General features: G+C 50.3%; 16 protein-coding genes. 14 read left to right on the forward strand and 2 right to left on the reverse strand.

Going from position 1 to position 20668, the window contains the following annotated elements; translation table 11 throughout:
* Positions 1–200: 200 nt before the first annotated feature.
* A complete protein-coding gene (locus FYJ84_RS13020; RefSeq protein ID WP_154408034.1) occupies positions 201–1382 on the reverse strand; it encodes an aminotransferase class I/II-fold pyridoxal phosphate-dependent enzyme in 1182 nt (393 codons plus the stop codon).
* Positions 1379–1858: an Lrp/AsnC family transcriptional regulator gene (locus FYJ84_RS13025; protein ID WP_154408035.1), complete on the reverse strand. Its 480-nt coding sequence runs from the start codon at positions 1856–1858 to the stop codon at positions 1379–1381. The genes FYJ84_RS13020 and FYJ84_RS13025 overlap by 4 nt, the downstream gene beginning before the upstream one ends.
* 260 nt (positions 1859–2118) lie before the next feature.
* Between FYJ84_RS13025 and FYJ84_RS13030 the strand changes: the two genes are divergently transcribed.
* The 14 genes from FYJ84_RS13030 (at position 2119) to FYJ84_RS13095 (ending at position 18777) form a co-directional block, all read left to right on the forward strand.
* Entirely contained in the window at positions 2119–2595 is a 477-nt protein-coding gene (locus FYJ84_RS13030; RefSeq protein ID WP_235901489.1) for a YhcH/YjgK/YiaL family protein, read from the forward strand.
* A 190-nt stretch (positions 2596–2785) separates the two neighbouring features.
* Positions 2786–6565: a phosphoribosylformylglycinamidine synthase gene (locus tag FYJ84_RS13035; protein ID WP_154408037.1), complete on the forward strand. Its 3780-nt coding sequence runs from the start codon at positions 2786–2788 to the stop codon at positions 6563–6565.
* Between the two features lie 221 nt (positions 6566–6786).
* Complete coding sequence (gene putP, locus FYJ84_RS13040) at positions 6787–8268, forward strand: sodium/proline symporter PutP (RefSeq protein ID WP_277006506.1); 1482 nt, start codon at positions 6787–6789, stop codon at positions 8266–8268.
* Between the two features lie 185 nt (positions 8269–8453).
* Positions 8454–9308 (forward strand): response regulator, encoded by an 855-nt coding sequence (locus tag FYJ84_RS13045; protein ID WP_277006496.1) that lies wholly within the window; start codon positions 8454–8456, stop codon positions 9306–9308.
* 2 nt (positions 9309–9310) lie between these two features.
* On the forward strand, positions 9311–9769 hold the full coding sequence (locus FYJ84_RS13050) for a chemotaxis protein CheX (protein WP_154408038.1): 459 nt from the start codon (positions 9311–9313) through the stop codon (positions 9767–9769).
* 147 nt (positions 9770–9916) lie between these two features.
* On the forward strand, positions 9917–10336 hold the full coding sequence (locus FYJ84_RS13055; protein WP_205764266.1) for a DUF1934 domain-containing protein: 420 nt from the start codon (positions 9917–9919) through the stop codon (positions 10334–10336).
* 18 nt (positions 10337–10354) lie between these two features.
* Complete coding sequence (gene argS, locus FYJ84_RS13060) at positions 10355–12016, forward strand: arginine--tRNA ligase (protein WP_154408040.1); 1662 nt, start codon at positions 10355–10357, stop codon at positions 12014–12016.
* A gap of 42 nt (positions 12017–12058) precedes the next feature.
* On the forward strand, positions 12059–12394 hold the full coding sequence (gene rpoE / locus FYJ84_RS13065; protein ID WP_277006499.1) for a DNA-directed RNA polymerase subunit delta: 336 nt from the start codon (positions 12059–12061) through the stop codon (positions 12392–12394).
* A 48-nt stretch (positions 12395–12442) separates the two neighbouring features.
* Positions 12443–14047, forward strand: a complete 1605-nt coding sequence (locus tag FYJ84_RS13070) for a CTP synthase (RefSeq protein WP_154408041.1) — start codon at positions 12443–12445, stop codon at positions 14045–14047.
* Positions 14048–14277: 230 nt separating this feature from the next.
* Complete coding sequence (locus FYJ84_RS13075; protein ID WP_235901490.1) at positions 14278–15333, forward strand: ABC transporter substrate-binding protein; 1056 nt, start codon at positions 14278–14280, stop codon at positions 15331–15333.
* A gap of 16 nt (positions 15334–15349) precedes the next feature.
* Positions 15350–16177, forward strand: coding sequence for an ABC transporter permease subunit (locus FYJ84_RS13080; protein ID WP_154408042.1), 828 nt, complete (start codon positions 15350–15352; stop codon positions 16175–16177).
* A gap of 10 nt (positions 16178–16187) precedes the next feature.
* Entirely contained in the window at positions 16188–16937 is a 750-nt protein-coding gene (locus FYJ84_RS13085) for an ABC transporter ATP-binding protein (protein ID WP_154408043.1), read from the forward strand.
* Between the two features lie 25 nt (positions 16938–16962).
* Entirely contained in the window at positions 16963–18135 is a 1173-nt protein-coding gene (locus tag FYJ84_RS13090) for a mandelate racemase/muconate lactonizing enzyme family protein (RefSeq protein ID WP_154408044.1), read from the forward strand.
* 48 nt (positions 18136–18183) lie between these two features.
* Complete coding sequence (locus FYJ84_RS13095) at positions 18184–18777, forward strand: DUF1847 domain-containing protein (protein WP_154408045.1); 594 nt, start codon at positions 18184–18186, stop codon at positions 18775–18777.
* The last annotated feature ends 1891 nt before the right edge of the window (positions 18778–20668 follow it).

Consider the following 20668-nt stretch of genomic DNA (forward strand, 5'->3'; position numbering starts at 1 on the left):
CCTCGTTACTTCATTCATCAGAGCCGCAGGCGATAGATGAATGTTAGTAACGCGAGGCACAACTAGGAGCGAGAGCGTGTTTTCTATGGGTAGCTGTCCCGCTCAGCCCATTTTTAGTCTGAACAGAGTGCACAAACCAACAAAACTCATCCGTTAATGTTCCAAAAGTCTCGTACCTTCACGACGATAAACTGAAATTTTTACCTGCAATGCTGCACGAAATGCTCAATCCTGGCAATCGCCTCGGAAATCTTGGCTACAGAGGTAGCATAGGAGCAGCGCACATATCCTTCGCCGCATTCGCCAAAGGCATTGCCCGGCACCAGAGCCACATGCTCCTTCATGAGAAGCTTTTCCGCAAATTCCTCGGAGGTTAGCCCGGTGGAGGTGATGTCAGGGAAGATATAGAAAGCTCCCTTTGGCTCGAAGCACTTCAGTCCTGCGTTGGTCAGCCCGTCATAAATCAGGCGGCGGCGCTTGTCGTATTCGGAAACCATCTTCTTCATGTACTTTTCACCGTTGCGCAATGCTTCCACAGCTGCAATCTGGGCGGTAATCGGTGCGCACAGCATGGTGTACTGATGGATTTTCGTCATGGCGGCAATAATGTCCGGGTTGGACAGGGCATAGCCGATGCGCCAGCCTGTCATGGCATAGGCCTTGGAAAAGCCGTTCAGCAGGATGGTGCGGTCCTTCATCTCCGGCAGCCCGGCAAAGCAGATATGCCGCTCGCCGCCGTAGGTCAGGTCACCGTAGATTTCATCGGAAATTACAATCAGGTCATGCTTTACGGCAAAGCGGGAAATGGCAATCAGCTGCTCTCTGGAAAGAACGGCTCCTGTAGGATTGTTTGGGTAGCCGATGAGCAGTGCCTTGGTCTTGTCAGTGACATGCGCCTCCAAATCCTCCGGCGTGATGCTGAAGTTGTTCTCGATTTTTGCCGGTACAGGCACAGGCACGCCGCCAGCCAGGGCTGCACATGCCTTGTAGGACACATAGCACGGCTCAGGAATGAGGATTTCATCCCCTGGTGCCAGGATGGTACGCATGGCAATGTCCAAAGCTTCGCTGACGCCTACGGTCACCAGCACATCGGTCTTTGGCTCATAGTCAATATTGAAGTTACGCTTCTGCAGGGCACAGATTTCCTCACGGAGCTCCAGCAATCCTCTGTTGGCAGTATAGGAGGTGTAGCCCTGTTCCAAGCCGTAGACACAGCTTTCCCGGATGGCCCATGGCGTAATAAAGTCAGGCTCGCCCACGCCCAGGGAAATAACATCCTCCATCTCCGCAGCTATGTCAAAGAAGCGGCGGATGCCGGATGGGGGAATGGCGTGCACAACGGGAGAAATCCTCTTATTCCAGTCGATATTTTCTGTCATGGAGTCATCACCAGCCTTCTATCCTGTTCTTTGTCCTCAATGATAATGCCGTCCTTCTTGTACGGCTTCAGCATGAAATGGCTTCTGGTCTGGGTTACGCCCTCGATGGTGGAGAGGCGGGTTGCCACGAAATTGGCTACCTCCTGCAGGGATTTGCCCTCAATGATAACCAGCAGGTCGAAGCTGCCGGACATGAGGTATACGGTGCGAACCTCGTCAAAGCGATAAATGCGTTCCGCGATGGCATCAAAGCCGGTTTCCCTCTGCGGCGTCAGGTTTACCTCGATAATGGAGGTCACGGTGTTGTCACCGGTCTTTTCCCAGTTAATCAGGGTGTTGTAGCTGAGAATTACCTTGTCGCGCTCCAGCTGTGCCATCTGCTGCTCCACCTCGTATTCGCTGCGGTGCAGCATTGCCGCCAGCTCCCCTGCCGGACGGCGGGCATCATGTTCCAAAAGCTCTAATAATTCGCGCATATTCATCGCTCCTTTTTTACATAGTAATAATTTTTATATCACATACTGAGAAATTTTGCAATGAAAAAGCAAAAGTATAATTCATTTGACTGAAAATTGATGAAATTTTATGTATGCCAAAGAAAATACTGAAAAAATATTGGTGATAATTTTCCTGCAACATTACATTGCATAAAGTTTGATTTTTGTATAAAATAGTCTTGGTATATTCTTTTGTAATGAAAGTTTTAAGCGGACTGTTTTTAAAGGAGTCGATAAGCTTGATTATAGGAAATATAAGCGAGGCGGCTTCCGGTTTCAGCAAGTATCCGGAGGCAGTCAGGGAGGCCCTGCAATACCTGTGCCAGCAGGATTTTAAGAACATGGCAGATGGCAGGTACCCTATTCATGGGGAGGACAGCTTTGCGATTTTGCAGCGCTACAATACCCGCGTGCCGGAAAGCGGCAAGCCTGAGGCTCACCGCCAGTATGTGGATATCCAGTATATAGTGGAGGGCAGGGAGGAGCTGGGCTGGTGCCCTATGAGCCCGGAGCTGAAGGTCTGCGAGCCCTATGACGGTGAGAAGGATATTGTCTTTTTTGACAAGCTGATACCTATTAGCGGCATCACATTGGAGGCGGGGAATTTTGCAGTGCTTTATCCGACGGATGTGCATCGTCCCTGCGGCTCGCTGGGGGATAGCTCCGTGCCTGTTACCAAGGTTGTAGTGAAGATTGCTGTGGATAGCATCAAGTAGCAGTATGCTTTTGGTCTGTGAAGTTCAGGCTTTGAGTGATTTGGTATATTTGCCAGCTGGCTTGATTTCAGAGGCCATACATTCGATATTAATTATTAACTATTAACTATTAACTATTAAGTATTAAGTATTACTGTATAGCTGATTTTAGATAACCTTATTTTTCAATATAAATAATGGAGGCAAATCAATGAGTGTAAGAAGAATTTTTGTAGAAAAGCGACAGGGCTTTTTCGACATTCCTGCCCAGCAGCTGTGCGATGACCTGGTGGAGAGCTTCCGCCTGACCGGTCTGAAGGCAGTCCGCCTGTTCAACCGCTATGATATTGAAGGGCTGAGTGACGAGGAATATGCTCAGGTAAAGGCCGTGGTTTTCTCTGAGCCGCCTGTGGACGTTATCTACGAGGAGGAGCTGCCGAGCTTCCCTAATTCTACTATGTTTGCTGTGGAGTACCTGCCGGGCCAGTATGACCAGACTGCGGACTCTGCTGCCCAGTGCGTGCAGCTGGTAACCCAGAAGGAGCGACCTGAGATTGCTACCGCCCGTGTAGTGGTGCTGGTGGGCGATGTGGATGCCGAGGCTGTGCAGAAGATTAAGGATTATTATATCAATGCCGTGGAGAGCCGGGAGGCATCCATGGAAAAGCCTGATACCCTGGATATGAAGTTCGAGGCACCTGCTGATGTAGAGGTGCTGGAGGGCTTTAACGAGATGGATGAGGCGGCTTTGCAGCAGTTTATGGACAGCCGCGGCTTTGCCATGAGCTTTGAGGATTTGAAGTTCTGCCAGCAGTATTTCCGGGATACTGAGAAGCGTCAGCCTACCATTACCGAAATCCGGGTTATTGATACCTACTGGTCTGACCATTGCCGTCATACCACCTTTACTACGGCCATTGATCTGGTGGATATTGAGAAGGGGTATTACAGCAAGCCGATTGAGGATGCCTACAAGCAGTACCTGGCTGACCGCAAGGATTTGTATGCAGGTCAGGAAAGGGATGTTACCCTGATGGACCTGGCTGTTATCGGCATGAAGGCACTGAGGAAGCAGGGCAAGCTGGAGGATTTGGACAAGTCTGACGAGATTAATGCCTGCAGCATTGTGGTCAATGCCGATATTGACGGCAAAAATGAGGACTGGCTGGTTATGTTCAAGAATGAAACCCATAACCATCCTACCGAGATTGAGCCTTTCGGCGGCGCTGCCACCTGCCTGGGAGGGGCCATCCGTGATCCGCTGTCCGGCCGCTCCTATGTATATCAGGCCATGCGCGTAACTGGTGCTGCCGATCCGAGGCGTCCTGTCAGTGAGACCTTGAAGGGCAAGCTGCCGCAGAAGAAAATCACCCTGGGAGCGGCAGCCGGCTACAGCTCCTACGGTAATCAGATCGGCTTGGCTACCGGCCAGGTTGCCGAGGTTTATCATGAGGGCTTTTTGGCAAAGCGCATGGAAATCGGTGCGGTAATCGCAGCTGCGCCAAAGGTGAACGTGGTCCGCGAGGTTCCGTCTCCGGATGATGTTATCGTGCTGGTAGGCGGCCGTACTGGCCGTGATGGCTGCGGCGGTGCTACCGGCTCTTCCAAGGAGCATACACTGGAATCCCTGACTGCCTGCGGTGCCGAAGTGCAGAAGGGCAATCCGCCTACGGAGAGAAAGATTCAGCGCCTGTTCAGGAATCCTGAAATCAGCCGCATGATCAAGCGTTGCAATGACTTTGGTGCAGGCGGCGTGTCCGTTGCCATCGGCGAGCTGACTGACGGACTGGTGATTGACCTGGATGCCGTCAAGAAGAAGTACGAGGGCCTGGATGGCACCGAGCTGGCTATTTCCGAGTCCCAGGAGCGCATGGCTGTAGTTATTACCCGTGATAACGTGGAGAAGTTCGTGGCTGCTGCTGACGAGGAAAACCTTGAGGCTACGGTAGTGGCTGTGGTTACTGATAACCGCCGCCTGGTGATGAACTGGCGGGAGAATACCATTGTCAACCTGAGCCGTGATTTCCTTGATACCAACGGTGTAAGGCAGCATATCAGCCTGGTGGTGGAGACACCGGATAAGGACAATTGCTACCTGAATCAGATTCCGGGCAAGGTGGCTGCTCTGGCTCCTGATTTGGAAAAGGCATGGCTGGAAAACCTGAAGGATTTGAATGTATGCAGCCAGAAGGGGCTGGCAGAGCGTTTTGACTCGTCCATCGGCGGCAACAGCGTGCTGATGCCGTTTGGCGGCAAGAACCAGCTTACCCCGACGGAGGGCATGGTAGCAAAGCTGCCTGTGCTGGGGGCTGAGACTACTACGGCTACTGCCATGACCTACGGCTATAATCCGTATCTGATGGAGTGGAGCCCGTTCCATGGCGCTATGTATGCGGTAATTGAGTCTGTTGCAAAGATGGTGGCTCTGGGCGGCCGTGCCGACAAGGTACGCCTGACCTTCCAGGAGTATTTTGAGAGCCTGGGCAGTGACAGCAAAAAGTGGGGCAAGCCGTTTGCCGCCCTGCTGGGTGCCCTGTGGGCACAGCATCAGCTGGAGGTTCCTGCCATCGGCGGCAAGGATTCCATGTCAGGTACCTTTATGGATTTGACTGTACCGCCTACCCTGGCTTCCTTTGCAGTGGATGTGATGAAGGCAGATAATGCCCTGTCCCCTGAGTTCAAGTTCACCGGCAGCAAGGTCTATTATGTGCCTATGGCCAAGGATGAGCTGGCTATGCCTGACTTTGGCAAGCTCCGGGCAACCTATGAGAAGGTCAGCAATTTTATTGCCGCCAAGAAGGTGTTTGCTGCTTCCAGCGTCCGCATAGGCGGTATGGCGGCCGCCATTACCAAGATGTGCCTGGGCAACGGCATCGGCTTCAAGTTTGCCGGGAAGCCTGATATGCAGGAGCTGTTCAAGGCTGACTATGGTGCCCTGATTCTTGAGGTGGCTGCTGATTCCGATATTGAGAAGGCATTGGCTGGAACCGGCTGCTATGAGCTGGGTGTGACTACCCAGAACAGCAGCATTGTCATCGGTGATGCGGTTATTTCCTTCAATGATGCCAAGAAGGCATATACTTCTCCTTTGGAGAAGATTTTCCCGACCAGTGTCAAGACCTCAGACAAGGGGGCCAGCGAGTATCTCTACACCGGCGGCAACAGGGTGAAGCCACAGGTTGGCTTTGCCAAGCCGAAGATTTTCATTCCTGTCTTCCCGGGAACCAACTGCGAGTATGATACGGCCAGGGCGTTCCGCCGTGCCGGTGGCGATCCGCAGACTTTGGTTATCCGCAACCTGACTCCGCAGGCTGTTGAGGAGTCCGTGGAGGCTATTGTCAAGGGCATTGAGGCTTCTCAGATTATCATGCTGCCGGGCGGTTTTAGCGGCGGTGACGAGCCGGACGGCTCCGGCAAGTTTATTGCAGCCATCTTCAGGAACCCTCGCATCAAGGAGGCTGTCCACAAGCTGCTGCAGCAGCGTGATGGCCTGATGCTGGGCATCTGCAACGGCTTCCAGGCACTGATCAAGCTGGGCCTGGTACCTTATGGCGAAATCCGCGATTTGGATGCAGCTTCTCCTACCCTGACTCACAACCAGATTGGCCGTCATGCTTCCTGCATGGTGCGCACCAAGGTTGTATCCAACCTGTCTCCTTGGTTCAACAACGTGAAGCCGGGTGAGATTTTCACCATTCCTATTTCCCACGGTGAGGGCCGCTTCTTTGCGGACAAGGAGGTTGTGGCGAAGCTGCGCATTAATGGTCAGATTGCTACCCAGTATGTGAACGAGGCAGGTGCTCCTACCTTGGATATGCCGTTCAACCCGAATGGCTCTGTCAATGCCATTGAGGGCATTACCAGCCCTGATGGCCGCGTGCTGGGCAAGATGGGGCACTCCGAGCGTATCGGTGCGTCCGTTGCCGTGAATGTGCCGGGCAATCAGGACCAGAAGATTTTCGAGGCAGGTATCGCTTATTACAAGCTGTAAGCTGGTGTGCGGAACTTTTGGCGCAGATGGTGAATAACGTGTTGATGCAGCGTTGCATGTTGCTGGCTGCGGCGTGTTTTTGCCATTAATGGTAAAGGCTTTATATGAAGTGCAGGCTTTGCCTGATGCGATGGTCAGCATCAGGGCAGGGCCTGTGCTTTTTTTATTGCCAAAATGCCTATTCTCGCATATAATGATATGTATTATTTTTTATAGGAGGAATAACATTGGATAATATCTTGGTAATTGGCGCATTTGTCATTTATCTGGCACTGATGATGGCAATCGGCATTTATTACTACCGCAAGACAAACAGCATGGATGATTATATCATCGGCAACCGCAAGCTGGGAGCCTGGGTTACGGCTATGAGTGCCGAGGCTTCGGACATGAGCGGCTGGATGATGATGGGAGTGCCGGGAGCGGCATACCTGGCAGGCTTCAGCTCGGCGTGGATTGCGGTGGGACTGGGGCTTGGTACCTGGGCAAACTGGCATTTTGTAGCAAAGAGGCTGCGCCGCTATACGGAGATGGCAAATAACTCCCTGACGCTGCCGGACTTTTTCCAGAACCGCTACAATGACCACAGCAATCTGCTGCGGATTATTCCGGCAATCTTCATCGTTATTTTCTTTGTTATCTATACAGGCTCCGGCTTCGTCAGCGGCGGCAAGCTGTTCAGCACCCTTTTCGGGCTGGACTATACCACGGCCGTGCTGATTGGTGCCTTCGTGGTGGTGTTCTACACACTGACCGGCGGTTTTATGGCCGTGTGCTGGACTGATTTCATTCAGGGCATCATGATGTTCTTTGCCATCGTGATGGTGCCTGCCTTTGCCATGTACATGCTGGGGGGCGTGCAGACTACCATCACTGCCATTGATATTGTGAATCCGACCTTTTTCAATCCCTTCATGAACCCGGATGGCAGCACTATTTCCTTTATTGCCTTTATTTCCCTTATGGGCTGGGGCCTGGGCTATTTCGGTCAGCCTCATATCCTTGTGCGCTTCATGGCTATCAGCTCCACCAGCGAGCTGAAGCGTTCCAAGCGCATTGCCGTGGGCTGGTATATCATTGCCATGATTGCCGCTGTTTTTGTGGGCATGGTGGGCAAGGTATATCTGACGGAGCCGCTGTCCGGCCCTGCTGTGGAGACTGTGCTGCTGGTGATGACCAAGCAGCTCTTTAATCCGTTTATGGGCGGACTGATTATGTCTGCGGTGCTGGCAGCTATCATGAGCACTGCTTCATCCCAGCTGCTGGTGTCCGCTTCCGCTTTTTCTCAGGATTTCTATCGTGCCGTGGTCAGGAAGGATGCTTCTCACACAGAGCTGGTCTGGGTAAGCCGTGCGGCCGTGCTGGTGATTTCCGCTATGGCTATTTCCATTGCTATGAACCCTGACAGCTTTATCCTTGAGATGGTGGCATATGCCTGGGCGGGCTTTGCGGCAACCTTCGGCCCGGCTGTGCTCATGTCCCTGTTCTGGCGCCGCACCACCAGGAACGGCGTGCTGGCAGGCATCGTGGTAGGCGGTGTTACCGTCCTTGTCTGGAAGCAGCTGGCACTTTTTGGCCTGTATGAAATCATCCCGGGCTTTGCTTTGGGACTTTTGGCGATTTACGTTGTCAGCAAGCTGGATAAAGAACCTGCAAAAGAAATTACAGATTTGTTTGACGCTGTAGACCGTTCTAATATATAATAAAATAAAGGAAATTCATGAATCCCCTTTAACAGCTCCGTTATGGGGGATTCGTTGCTATTCGTGCTGCCCGCTTTTTGAAAATGAAAAAATTTTAAATTTTCTTCTGCAAGAAAAAGGATTTTTTCGTTTTATGGCGAAAGTAACATATAGGTTATTATTGACGAAAAGTGCAGGTGATTTTGGTGGAGAAAGTTCGGGTAATGGTGGTAGATGACTCCAAGATTAGTCGGATGATGATTAGCTCTATGCTGGCCAAGACTAATTTTGAGGTCTGTGCGATGGCGGAGAACGCTGCGCATGCAATAGATTTGTACGCAAAGACGAGGCCTGATGTGGTGACTATGGATATGAATCTGCCGGATGCTGATGGTATTGAGTGCAGCAGGCGTATTCATGCCATGGATTCCCGTTGCAAGATTGTCATGATCAGTGCCATGAAGGATGCCAAGCTGATTATGCATGGCAGGCTGGCAGGCATCAGCTCGTTTTTGCAGAAGCCGGTCAGCACTAATGAGCTTCTTGATACGCTGATGATTCTTTGCCAGGAACATGTAGGGGTGAATGCTGTTTACCGGGATTCCTATGTGTCTACCTATGCCAAGGTTTTGCAGGAAGGCTTGCAGCAGATTGCGGGGCTGGAGAGTGAAATCCAGGTGCAGGAGGAAAACAGCGGTCCTCTTAGTGTCAGCGGCGTAGCTGTGATTATCGGCATTGTAGGGGAGCCGAGGGGCAGGGTTGCCTTCTACATGGATGAGAATACCATGCGGGGGTTTGCAAAGGCTGTGCTGCAGCAGGATGAGGTGACTGACTTCGAGGCTCAGGCGGCTGTGGAGGAGTCTGGCAATATCATTGCCGGGCATGGCATATCCAGAATAAATGATGTAATCAAGGACAGGGAAATGAGGCTGACGCCGCCGGGAATTATCAGCGGCACTGATATCAAGCTTTCCAACCCTGAGCTGATAGCCTTTAATATCAAAGCCAAGACTTCCATAGGTGATATATTTATGAATATTGGTTTTGCGAGGAGCGTGTGAGTATGGATGTAAAATTGGTCAATCCGTTTATTGATGCATTCACTACGGTATTGCCACAAATGGGATTCCCAACGCCTGAGCGAACCGGTATGGGAGTAAAGGACAAACACATCGAGAGCTTGGGTGTGTCCGTATTGGTAGGCTTTACCAAGGAAATCCGTGGCAACGTGGTTTACAATATGAATGAGGAAACGGCGAAGTTCATTGCCTCCACCATGATGATGGGCATGCCGATAGCGGCTTTTGACGAGATGGCACAGAGTGCTATTTCTGAAATGTCCAACATGCTGACTGCCAATGCAGCTACCAATCTGGCTGCCCTGGGCAGGGAGGTGGATATTTCCACCCCGAGCCTGACTGTTGGCGCAGGTGCCCAGATTCGCATCAGTGCCGGACAGTTTTTGACTGTCAACATGGATTTGGGCGGTCATGTGGTAGAGATTGATATTGCAGTGGAGTAAGACTTGGAAAAGGAATCGTGATTTTGCGGTTCCTTTTTTTGTTTTATCTATTGGCAATTTGCGCTGATTGGTTTATAATAATGTATAGTTTTGTTTGAATAAAAATGATAGAACGTTTGTGAGAATATGTCTGAGGTGAATGCAGGATTGGATAAGGTAAAAATAAGCATCAGGGCACGGCAGGAAGCACCTGACGGGCATGTGGAAAACCTGCATCACAGAATGAAGGGCAGGTACTTTTTTAAGGGAGGCAAGCACTACCTCCGTTATGAGGACAAGTATCTTGACGGTGAGAGCAGGGTGCCTACCACCATAAAGGTATCTGATGAGGAGCTGGTGATTTTGCGGCATGGCGCAGCAAAGACAGAGCAGCGTTTTGTGCCACGGCAGGAAACCAGGTCGGATTATCATACGCCTTATGGCGTTATGGAGCTGGTGATGCGGACGGAAAGGCTGCAGTCCTGCTTTGCTGAAAGCTCCGGCTGCGCCAAAGTGGCATACCATCTCACCGCCAATGGTTCCCCTGTGGGGAACTACGAAATAGAAATCAAGGTTGAAGCAGATTGATTTTAGGAGGATAAAGGATTGGAAATCAAGGATATACTGACAAAGGCAATAGAAGAAGCCGCCCTGAGTGCAATCAGGGACGGGGTATTTCCAGAGGCGGAGCTGCCCAATATCGTGCTGGAGGTGCCGCCCAAGAAGGAGCTAGGTGATTTTGCTACCAATATAGCCATGCAGTCCGCCAAGGCATTCCACAAGAATCCGCGCCTGATAGCCCAGGAGCTCACCCAGCGCATTCAGGGTGACTGGCTGGAGCGCATTGAGATTGCCGGGCCGGGCTTTATCAATTTCTATCTGAAGTCAAATGTTATCTATGATGGACTGGCTGCCCTTATGAAGAAGGGGGAGGCATTCGGCCAGCTGCCGGCCAAGGACATGAAGCCGGTGCAGGTGGAGTATGTCAGTGCCAATCCTACCGGACCTCTGCATGTAGGCCATGGCAGGGGCGCGGCTGCCGGCAGCGCGCTGGTGAATGTCATGCGTGCCGCAGGCTATCCTGTAACCAGCGAGTATTATATCAACGATGCAGGCAATCAGATCAACAACCTGGCACGTTCTGTAAATCATCGCTATCTGGAGCTTCTGGGCAGGGCTGAGGAAAAGGATTTCCCGGAAAACGGCTACCATGGTGCGGATATTATCGACACGGCACAGCGCATCATCAAAAAGGACGGGGATAAGTACCTGGACATGAGCGAGGATGAGCGCATGGGCATCTTCAAGGAGCTGGCACTGAAGGAAAAGCTGGCTGCCCTGAAGGAGGATTTGGAAGACTTCAACTGCCGCTTTGATGTGTGGTACAGCGAGCGTACCCTGCACCCTGACAAGGTGCAGGATGCCTGCAAATTTTTGCAGGAAAACGGCAACATCTACGAGAAGGATGGTGCCCTGTGGCTGAAGTCCACCGCCTATGGTGATGATAAGGACAGGGTGGTTATACGTGACAGCGGCGAGCCTACCTATCTGGCTGCTGATATTGCCTATCATCGGGACAAGTTTGCCCGGGGCTTCGGCAAGGTCATCAACATCTGGGGTGCTGACCATCACGGCTATATCTGCCGCGTCAAGGCTGCTGTGAAGGCTCTCGGCTACAATCCTGATGATTTGGATGTGCTGCTCTTGCAGATGGTTCGCCTTCTGCGGGGTGGCGAGCTGGTAAAGCTCAGCAAGCGCACAGGGCAGACTGTTACCCTGGCGGAGCTGATTGAGGAAGTGGGCACTGATGCGGCAAGGTATTTCTTCATCATGCGCTCCATGGACAGCCAGCTGGATTTTGACCTTGATTTGGCAAAGTCCCGGTCCAATGAAAACCCGGTGTACTATATCCAGTATGCCCACGCCAGGATTTGCAGCATCTTCCGCCAGGCAGCGGAAAACAACTTGCAGGTAGGTGAGGTGCCTGAGCTGAGCCTGCTGACGGATGATACGGAAATCGCCCTTATCAACAAGCTGCAAAAGTATGAGGAAGAAATCGAGCGTGCGGCGGCGGAATATGCACCGCAGCGCATTGCCCGCTATGCCTATGAGCTGGCAGGCTGCTTCCACAGCTTCTACAATCAGTGCCGTATTCTGGGGGTAGAGGACAAGCTGGCAGAGGCACGTCTGGCACTGGTGACTGTGACGGCTCAGGCCATCCGCCATGCCCTGGGCATTCTGGGGGTTTCCGCGCCGGAGCGCATGTAATTTGCAATGGAAAATAAGCCTTTTTGAGAGGAGATTATAAAAGTGGATTTTTTGAAAAGCTCTGATGTCGAGGTTGCAGCTTATGTGCTGCATGAAAGCAAGGTTCCTATGTATTATAAGGACCTGATTATGGAGGTTTTGGAGAAGCGCCAGAAGAATGTACAGGCTCTGGCAGAGGCTATTTCCGAGGTGTATACCCAGATTAACATGGACAGCCGTTTCCACTATGCAGGGGATGGCAGATGGGGACTGACCGAGTGGAATCCGCCTGAGACGAAGCGTTCCTCCCGTGGAGCGCGTTCTGCTACTACCAACCGTGCCAAGACTGCCCGTCAGCGTGAGGAGAAGCTCTTTGAGGGCATTCAGGAAGATAATTAATACATTTATAGATATCTGATAAATCTAGTTTTGAGCAGGAGGAACAACATGGCAAAGTATATTTTCGTTACCGGCGGCGTAGTTTCATCTCTGGGCAAGGGCATCACGGCAGCTTCCCTGGGACGCTTGCTGAAAAATCGCGGTATCAAGGTCACTATCCAGAAGTTTGACCCGTATATCAACATTGACCCGGGTACCATGAGCCCTTATCAGCATGGCGAGGTGTTCGTTACCGATGATGGTGCGGAAACTGACCTGGACCTGGGGCATTATGAGCGTTTTATTGACATCAGCCTGACCAAGGGTTCCAACATAACTGCCGGCAAGGTTTATTGGAACGTGCTGAACAAGGAGCGCCGCGGGGATTATCTGGGCAAGACCGTGCAGGTTATTCCTCACATCACCAACGAAATCAAGCAGCGTGTCTATGATGTGGCAGCTGATGACGGTGCGGATGTGGTTATTACTGAAATCGGCGGTACTGTAGGTGATATTGAGTCACTGCCGTTCATGGAGGCAATCCGCCAGGTGAAGAAGGAAGTGGGCAGGAACGATGTGCTCTACATCCATGTTACCCTGGTGCCTTATATTTCCGCTGCCGGCGAGCTGAAGACCAAGCCTACCCAGCACAGCGTAAAGGAGCTGCGGGGCATCGGCATTCAGCCGGATATCCTGGTATGCCGTGCTGAGAAGCCGCTTACCAAGGATATGAAGCAGAAGCTGGCACTGTTCTGCGACGTAGAGGAAAAGGCTGTTATTGAGAACCTCACTGCTGACACCATCTATGAGGTGCCGCTGATGATGCAGGAGGAAGGCCTGGATCGCATCGTGCTGGAGAAGCTGGGCATGGATTACAGCCCGGTGAACATGGACGAGTGGGCACAGATGGTGAATAAGATTAAGAATCCTCAGAAGAAGGTCAAGGTTGCCGTAGTGGGCAAGTATGTGGAGCTGCCGGATGCTTATATTTCCGTAACGGAGGCTCTCCACCATGCAGGGATTTATAATGATGCTGCGGTGAAAATTCACTGGGTGAACTCCGAAAAGCTGGAGGATGCCAATGTGGATATGGATGAGGAGTTTGCAGGCTGCAAGGGCATCCTGGTGCCGGGCGGCTTTGGTGACCGCGGTGTTGAGGGCAAGATCAAGGCAATCCAGTATGCCCGTGAGCACAAGCTGCCGTTCCTGGGGCTGTGTCTTGGCATGCAGTGTGCCGTTATCGAGTTTGCCCGCCATGTCTGCGGCATGAATGGTGCCCACAGCACTGAGTTTAACTCCGATACCGAGTATCCTGTCATCGATTTGATGGCTTCTCAGGTAGACGTGGAGGACAAGGGCGGCACCATGCGCCTGGGGGCATATCCTTGCAAGGTGCAGAAGGATACCAATACCTTTGCTGCCTATGGGCAGGAGATGATTAGCGAGCGCCATCGTCATCGCTATGAGTTCAACAATGCCTTCCGCCAGCAGCTTTCTGAGGCTGGCATGGTAATTGCTGGCACTTTGCCGGATGATAGCCTGGTGGAAATTGTAGAGGTAAAGGACCATCCTTGGTTCGTGGCTTCTCAGTTCCATCCTGAGCTGAAGTCACGTCCAAACCATCCGCATCCTCTGTTCAAGGGATTTGTGACTGCGGCCTTGGCTATGAAGTAAGCAGGGCAGTCAGGTTTTTCCAATAGATTATTATTGCGATTTTATATGAGGTTGTCCGACCAGTTTTTTGCATTTTATGCTAAAAGGCTGGTCAGGACAGCCTCATATTTTTTTTTTAAGTATTGACAATAGACAAAATAACGTGTAATATACTTACAACATATATGTCATCTCAAACATATCTATTTTATATGAATTAAAATGTGGCTTTTGCTTTATAGGAGGAATGAATGATGAAATGGAAATCTTTATTGGCCGTGCTTAGTGTATCTGCCTTATTGGTGACTACAGGCTGCAGCAGTGATGCAGCAGGGACTGGGGAAGACGCCTCAAAGGCGAAATTTACTGCTTCAAATACCTACCAGGGGGACTTGTCCGGCGTAACCCTGAATATTGGTGCGGCATCATCCCAGAATGCTCAGGGGATTGTTGAAGCGGCAGGCCTGGCGGATACGCCTTACAAGGTGGAATTCCACAACATGCGCAGCGGCAGCCTGGTGCTGGAGGCTATAGCTGCCAATCAGCTCGATGCCGGCTGCGGCAGCCAGATACCGCCTATTTTTGCTTCCCTTGCCAACAACGGCGGCAATTTCAAGATAATCGCCATCCGCAAGGGAACTACGCTGAATCAGGAGCTGATTGTCAGCCCTCAGGCAAAGGAAAACATCAAGACTGTAGCTGACCTGAAGGGGAAGAAGGTGGGATATGTAAAGAACACCACAGCACAGTATTTTCTCTACAAGATGCTGTCTGAGGCAGGCCTGAAGTGGACAGATATTGATGCCCTGCCTATGTCCACATCTGATGGCCTGTCAGCCATTACCACAGGCGATATAGATGCGCTTGCTTCCTACGATAATGCTGTTATCATCGGCAAGGAAAAGGGCGGTGCCCTGCTGAGGTCGGCAGAGGATATTCTGTCCGGTGATTATTACTGGTATGCGACACTGGATACCATAAAGGATCCGGCAAAGCATGCGGCGCTGGTGGATTATCTGGAGCGTATCAATGAGGCCAACGAGTGGGCACGCAACCATCCGCGTGAATGGGCGGAGTATGCGGCTAAGGAGAGCAATCAGTCGCCCGATGATATTCAGAAGCGGTTTGAAGCAGGTGAGGCACAGAGAAAGGGACGCATTGCGCCAATTGATGATGCCACCATTGCTTCCGAGCAGGATATTATCGATAGCTTCGTAGATTTGGGTGCATTAAAGAGTAAAATTGAGGCAGTGACCTTATTTGACAAATCCTTTGTGGATGAGATAGCAAAGTTTAAGGTGTACTGAGGAAGGATGGGAATAGATGGAAAGAACGAGCAGCTTAAGCCTGTTTGATGGTCTTAAGGAAAAAATCAGTTTTTACAAGGGAAGCAGCAGGCTGGTTAATGCAATGCTGGTCTGGTCTGTTCCCATCATACTCATGCTGACGTGGATATATTTTTCTGAGACAGGACAGCTGAACAAGCTGTTTCCGAAGCCTCAGGAGCTGGTCAGCACAACCCTCAGGTTCATCAAGGATGGCACGTTGGCTGCCAATCTGGAAATCAGCATAGCCAGGGCGGCCGGTGGCTTGGCCATAGGCGGAACTGTCGGTTTCCTGCTGGGCATGTTTACGGGGCTGTACCACAGTGCGGATCAGGTGCTGAATACGCCTATTCAGATGATAAAAAGCGTGCCTAGGCTGGCAATCCTGCCCTTGATACTGGTATGGTTCGGCATAGGTGAGACATCCAAGGTAGTGCTTATCGCCTTGAGTACATTTTTCCCTATTTATCTCAACACATTTCATGGCATACGCAGCATAGACCGCGGCCTGATTGAAATGGGCAGGGTATACGGGCTGTCCTCCTGGGATATGTTCCGGCACATTATATTTCCTGGTGCGGTTTCTTCCATCATGATAGGTGTGCGCCAGTCCATAGGCGGAACGTGGCTGATCCTGATTGTGGCAGAAACGGTGGCAGCCAAGTCAGGTATCGGCTTCATGGCAACAAATGCCCGTGAATACATGATGATGGATGTGATTGTACTTAGTATGATTTTATATGCTTTGTTGGGCAGTATTTCAGATTTGGCAGCAGTGGCGCTGACAAAGCGCTTGCTGCGCTGGAATCCGGCATACAGAGATTAGGAGGCTGGCTATGGCAGGCTACAATATTTGTGTAAGACATTTGGAAAAATATTTTGGGGCGGTTCATGTTTTGAGGAATATTAATCTTGATATTCCAGCCGGGGAATTTGTTGCCCTTGTGGGCAAGAGCGGTTGTGGCAAGAGTACGCTGCTGCGCCTGATTTCCTCCCTGGAAAGCCCTACATCTGGCGATATTCTTATCAATGGCGAGCAAACAGGCACAATTGATGGCAATGTGCGTGTCTTGTTTCAGGATGCAAGGCTGCTTCCATGGAAGACTGTTCTGGATAATGTGGTTCTCGGTTCGGCGGAGCGTGACAGGGAAAAGGCGTTGCAGGCTCTGAGGGATGTGGATTTGCAGGGCAAGGAAAATGCTTGGCCTTCGGATTTGTCAGGCGGGCAGCGACAGAGGGTAGCACTGGCAAGGGCACTGGTGGGCACCCCGAAGGTGCTGCTGCTGGATGAGCCGCTGAGTGCCTTGGATGCACTGACCAGGCTGAACATGCAGCAGCTGATAGAAAAGCTTTGGAAGGAATGGAATTTCACTGTTATTTTGGTTACCCATGATGTAAGTGAAGCTGTCAATCTGGCGGACAGGGTTATACTGCTGGAGGATGGCAATATAACCTTGGATACCAAGGTGGAGCTGGCGCGTCCACGCATTAAGAATACGGATGCCGCGTACTATGAGCAGTTAATTCTTGCCCATATCATGAAGTCAGGGGAGAATCGGGAAGCTGCCGAGGAATATGCGATTTGAGTTATAAAAAGGGAGATGCAGTATTATGAAGATTACGCAGGTTGAGATATTTCACGTTCATCTTCGTCCTCAGTCAGGACAGAGGCCTATATTGGTGAAGATTTCCACGGATGAAGGCATTTACGGCCTGGGTGAGGCAGGCATGGCATATGGCAAGGGAGGCAGTGGTGCGGCTGCCACCATTAAGGATTTTGCAGAGCTGATTATTGGCGAAGATCCTTTTAATACGGAAAAAATCTGGGAGCGATTCCTGAAGGATACCTTCTGGGGTCAGGGTGGAGGAACAATTATTTTTTCAGCAATTTCTGCCATAGATATTGCCTTGTGGGATATTAAGGGCAAGGCATTGGGAGTACCTGTGTACAAGCTGCTGGGCGGCAAGGTACAGCCAAAGCTGCGTGCATATGCTTCACAGCTGCAGCTGGGCTGGGGAAAGGTCAGAAAACCGAAGGGGGCTGTTGAGGAGTATGCCGAGGAAGCCCGTAAGGCAATTGCAGATGGCTATGATGCGGTAAAGGTTGATGTGCTTGGCTTTGACAGGGAGGGGAGAACCCTGCCGAAGCTGGAAGGACCTCTTTCTCACAAGTACATTGCTCTGGGGGAGGAGCGTGTACGTGCTATTCGTGAGGCCGTGGGGCCTGATGTTGATATTATTATTGAAAATCATGCTGATACGGACCTTGTAAGCGCAGTGCAGTTTGCTAAGGCCATAGAGAAGTACAATATCTTCTTCTATGAGGAAATCAATACGCCTCTGAATCCGAAGCTTTTGCGTGAGGCGAAGGATAAGATTGATATACCGCTGGCATCTGGTGAGAGAATCTATGCAAGGTGGGGGTATCTGCCGTATTTTGAGAACCGCTCTATTGATGTGATCCAGCCTGATCTGGGCTCCTGCGGTGGTTTTAGCGAATTTAAGAAGATTGTGGATACGGCACATGCCTATGAGATTTCTGTTCAGGCTCATGTGGCCGGAACCGGTGTGGCAGAGGCGGCTTCCCTGCATGCAGAAACAGCTATTCCGAATTTCGTTATTCATGAGCATCATCAGAAAACCCTGCTGCCTGAATATCAGGAGCTGGTAAAATATGATTATCAGCCAAAGGACGGGTATTATACGGTACCTGAGCTGCCGGGCATTGGGCAGGATATTACTGATGAGGTTTACAAGCAGTCAGATTATGTTGTTGTAAAGTAAACGGGCAGCTTGGGCTGTTGTGAATTTTTTAGGATTGAGGGTGCTATTATGCTGGGAGATTGTGCAAACTGTAACTGTAATCACATGTGTTATGCCAAGGGAAAGAGCTGCGTGGAGATAGACCAGGACAAGGCTCTGGCGATTTATGACAAGGAAGAAAGAAGAATCATGAAGGCGGCTGCCTATGTGGAGGCGACCTTCTACATGAAGTATACCCGCCTGCAGGAGACGGCGGAATTTGCCAAGCGCATGGGCTATAAGACTATCGGACTGGGGTTCTGCATGGGCATACAGGATGAGGCGAAGCTGTTTGCCAGGTATTTTACCCAGCAGGGTTTTGAGGTGAAATCCGTCTGCTGCAAGAATTGCGGCATCAATAAGGATGTGCTGAAGCTGAAAAAGGTCAGCAAGGATAATCCTGTGGAGCCTATGTGCAACCCGAAGGGGCAGGCGCAGTACCTGAATGAGCACGGGGCGGAGCTGTTTGTTTCTGCCGGGCTGTGTGTCGGTCATGATGCACTTTTTGCCAAGGCATGCAACGGGCCTGTTACAACGCTGGTGGTCAAGGACAGGGTGCTGGGCAACAACCCGATGTCTGTCGTGTATTCCAGCTATTGGAAGGGGAAGCTAAATTTGAAGTGAATTTCAGTTTGTAAAAAGGGATTTCAGTTTGTCGTAGTGCTTGATCGTTACTTCGTGCATATCTTGCAAGTATTTTGTAGAACTTATATATTGTATTTTTATTATAAATATGATACAATACATGTGTTGCAGGATTATGCCTGCAGGGCGGACGCGGTATGCAATACCGTTATCAATGATACGGAATGATGGTCGCTCTATAAATAAGGCATTAGCTGAAGCAATACGCGCACTTATACCGCTTATCACATTAGTTGTGGTAGCTGGTGTAGCGCTGTTGTGCAAGCTAACAATTACAGGCGAACTGGCTTTGATGCTTCTGCATTAAGACATAAGTCACATATCGGCCACATCTTTTAGCAGTTTTACTGCACGAAAAAAGCCATCCCTGCCAGGATGACTTCTTCGTAGATGTTGTGACCATCAGTGTCGTCCACACTGGTGTATGGTCGAATAGAAATATTCCAAAAAACCTATAGCGGCGAGCCATCGTTGTGGTTCGCTCTTTTTTTATGCCTTTATTGTACAGCATTTTTCAGCTTGAGTCAACCTGCAAGAAAAAAGCACCAGCCTTATTGCCGCTGTTAAGGGCGGCAATAAGCTGGCGTAAAAATTTTTTCACTGCCTTTTTTGACAGCAGCAATTTTTATACTGACCTCTTTGTGACAGATGAGCAGAAAAAATTTTATAATTCGTCTTATACATTTATCTTTATCTTATATATATTATAGGACGTAGCAGGTCTGGTAGCAGTTCCTGTAGCAGTCTGATAGCATTTAGTGCTACGTGAAGCCCCATAACTTGATGTTTTTAACTGTTGTTTTTTTTAGTCAGTTCCTGGTACATTTTCATCAAAGCTGCCACTGTTTCCGATGGGCTGTATCATTTAGACGGATGCTCCGGGGTAGGCTTCATAAAAAAGCCATAGGCTTCCATTACCGCCATGTCATTAGCAACGTGAGCCTTTCTCAATTCCGGCGGCGGTCAGTAGGCTGACTACCGCGATGCATAGTTGAAACCGCATATACACACAATGTATTACTTGCTATCATTGTAACAAGCAAACAATACAGTAGCAAGAATTTTATGCATCGGCTGGCTATATCTGGTTTCAGCACCCCCTTTGCTAACAGATTTCAGTTTGTCGTAGTGCTAGTTTGTTACTTCGTGCATAAACTGAATGAAATAGTTTGATAGTTCGTGGACTCTGTTCAGACATTTAAAAGGGACAGGTAGCGGCAGTACCCATAGAAAACTCGCTCTCGCTCTTAGCACAGCCTCGCGCTTCTAAACTCCTGCATCGCTTACGCTCGCACTCGCTAAGAAGCGAGGCTGCACTCAAGGTTTTCTTTGGGTACATGCCGCACCTGTCCTTCTTTTTGTCTGAACAGATATGCACATAATAATCCAACTGCATTCAATTTAGTATGCAACTGTAGCAACTAATTCTGACTTTACGAGCAAGCCTGAAAAGGGGGAGCCGGGAGGCTGACGAAACTTGCAATTGCCAACAGTTGCATAACGTATAGTGCAAGTAAACAATTCTTCAGCCCAACTGTATACGTTGCATGGGATAAACTGCTAACCTTAGCATAAGAATATAGTGACATGTAAACAAGCCTGTTTATAAGAGCAGGTTGCCTTGCATAGCTGTTGGCAGTAACAGGTTTCGCCAGCCACTTCGCCCCCTATTTCAGGCTTATTCGTAAAGCTGTATGGGACACTATGGTAACAATCAATGGATGCCGATTTATTATTTTGTTGTATCTGTTCAGACAAAGAAAGGGATGAGTGAGGACAGTACCCATAGAAAACCTTTGTTGTGCCTCGTTACTTCATTCATCAGAGCCGCAGGCGATAGATGAATGTTAGTAACGCGAGGCACAACTAG

Origin of the sequence: Anaerovibrio slackiae, from assembly GCF_009695585.1 — a bacterium.
Lineage (GTDB): Bacteria > Bacillota > Negativicutes > Selenomonadales > Selenomonadaceae > Anaerovibrio > Anaerovibrio slackiae.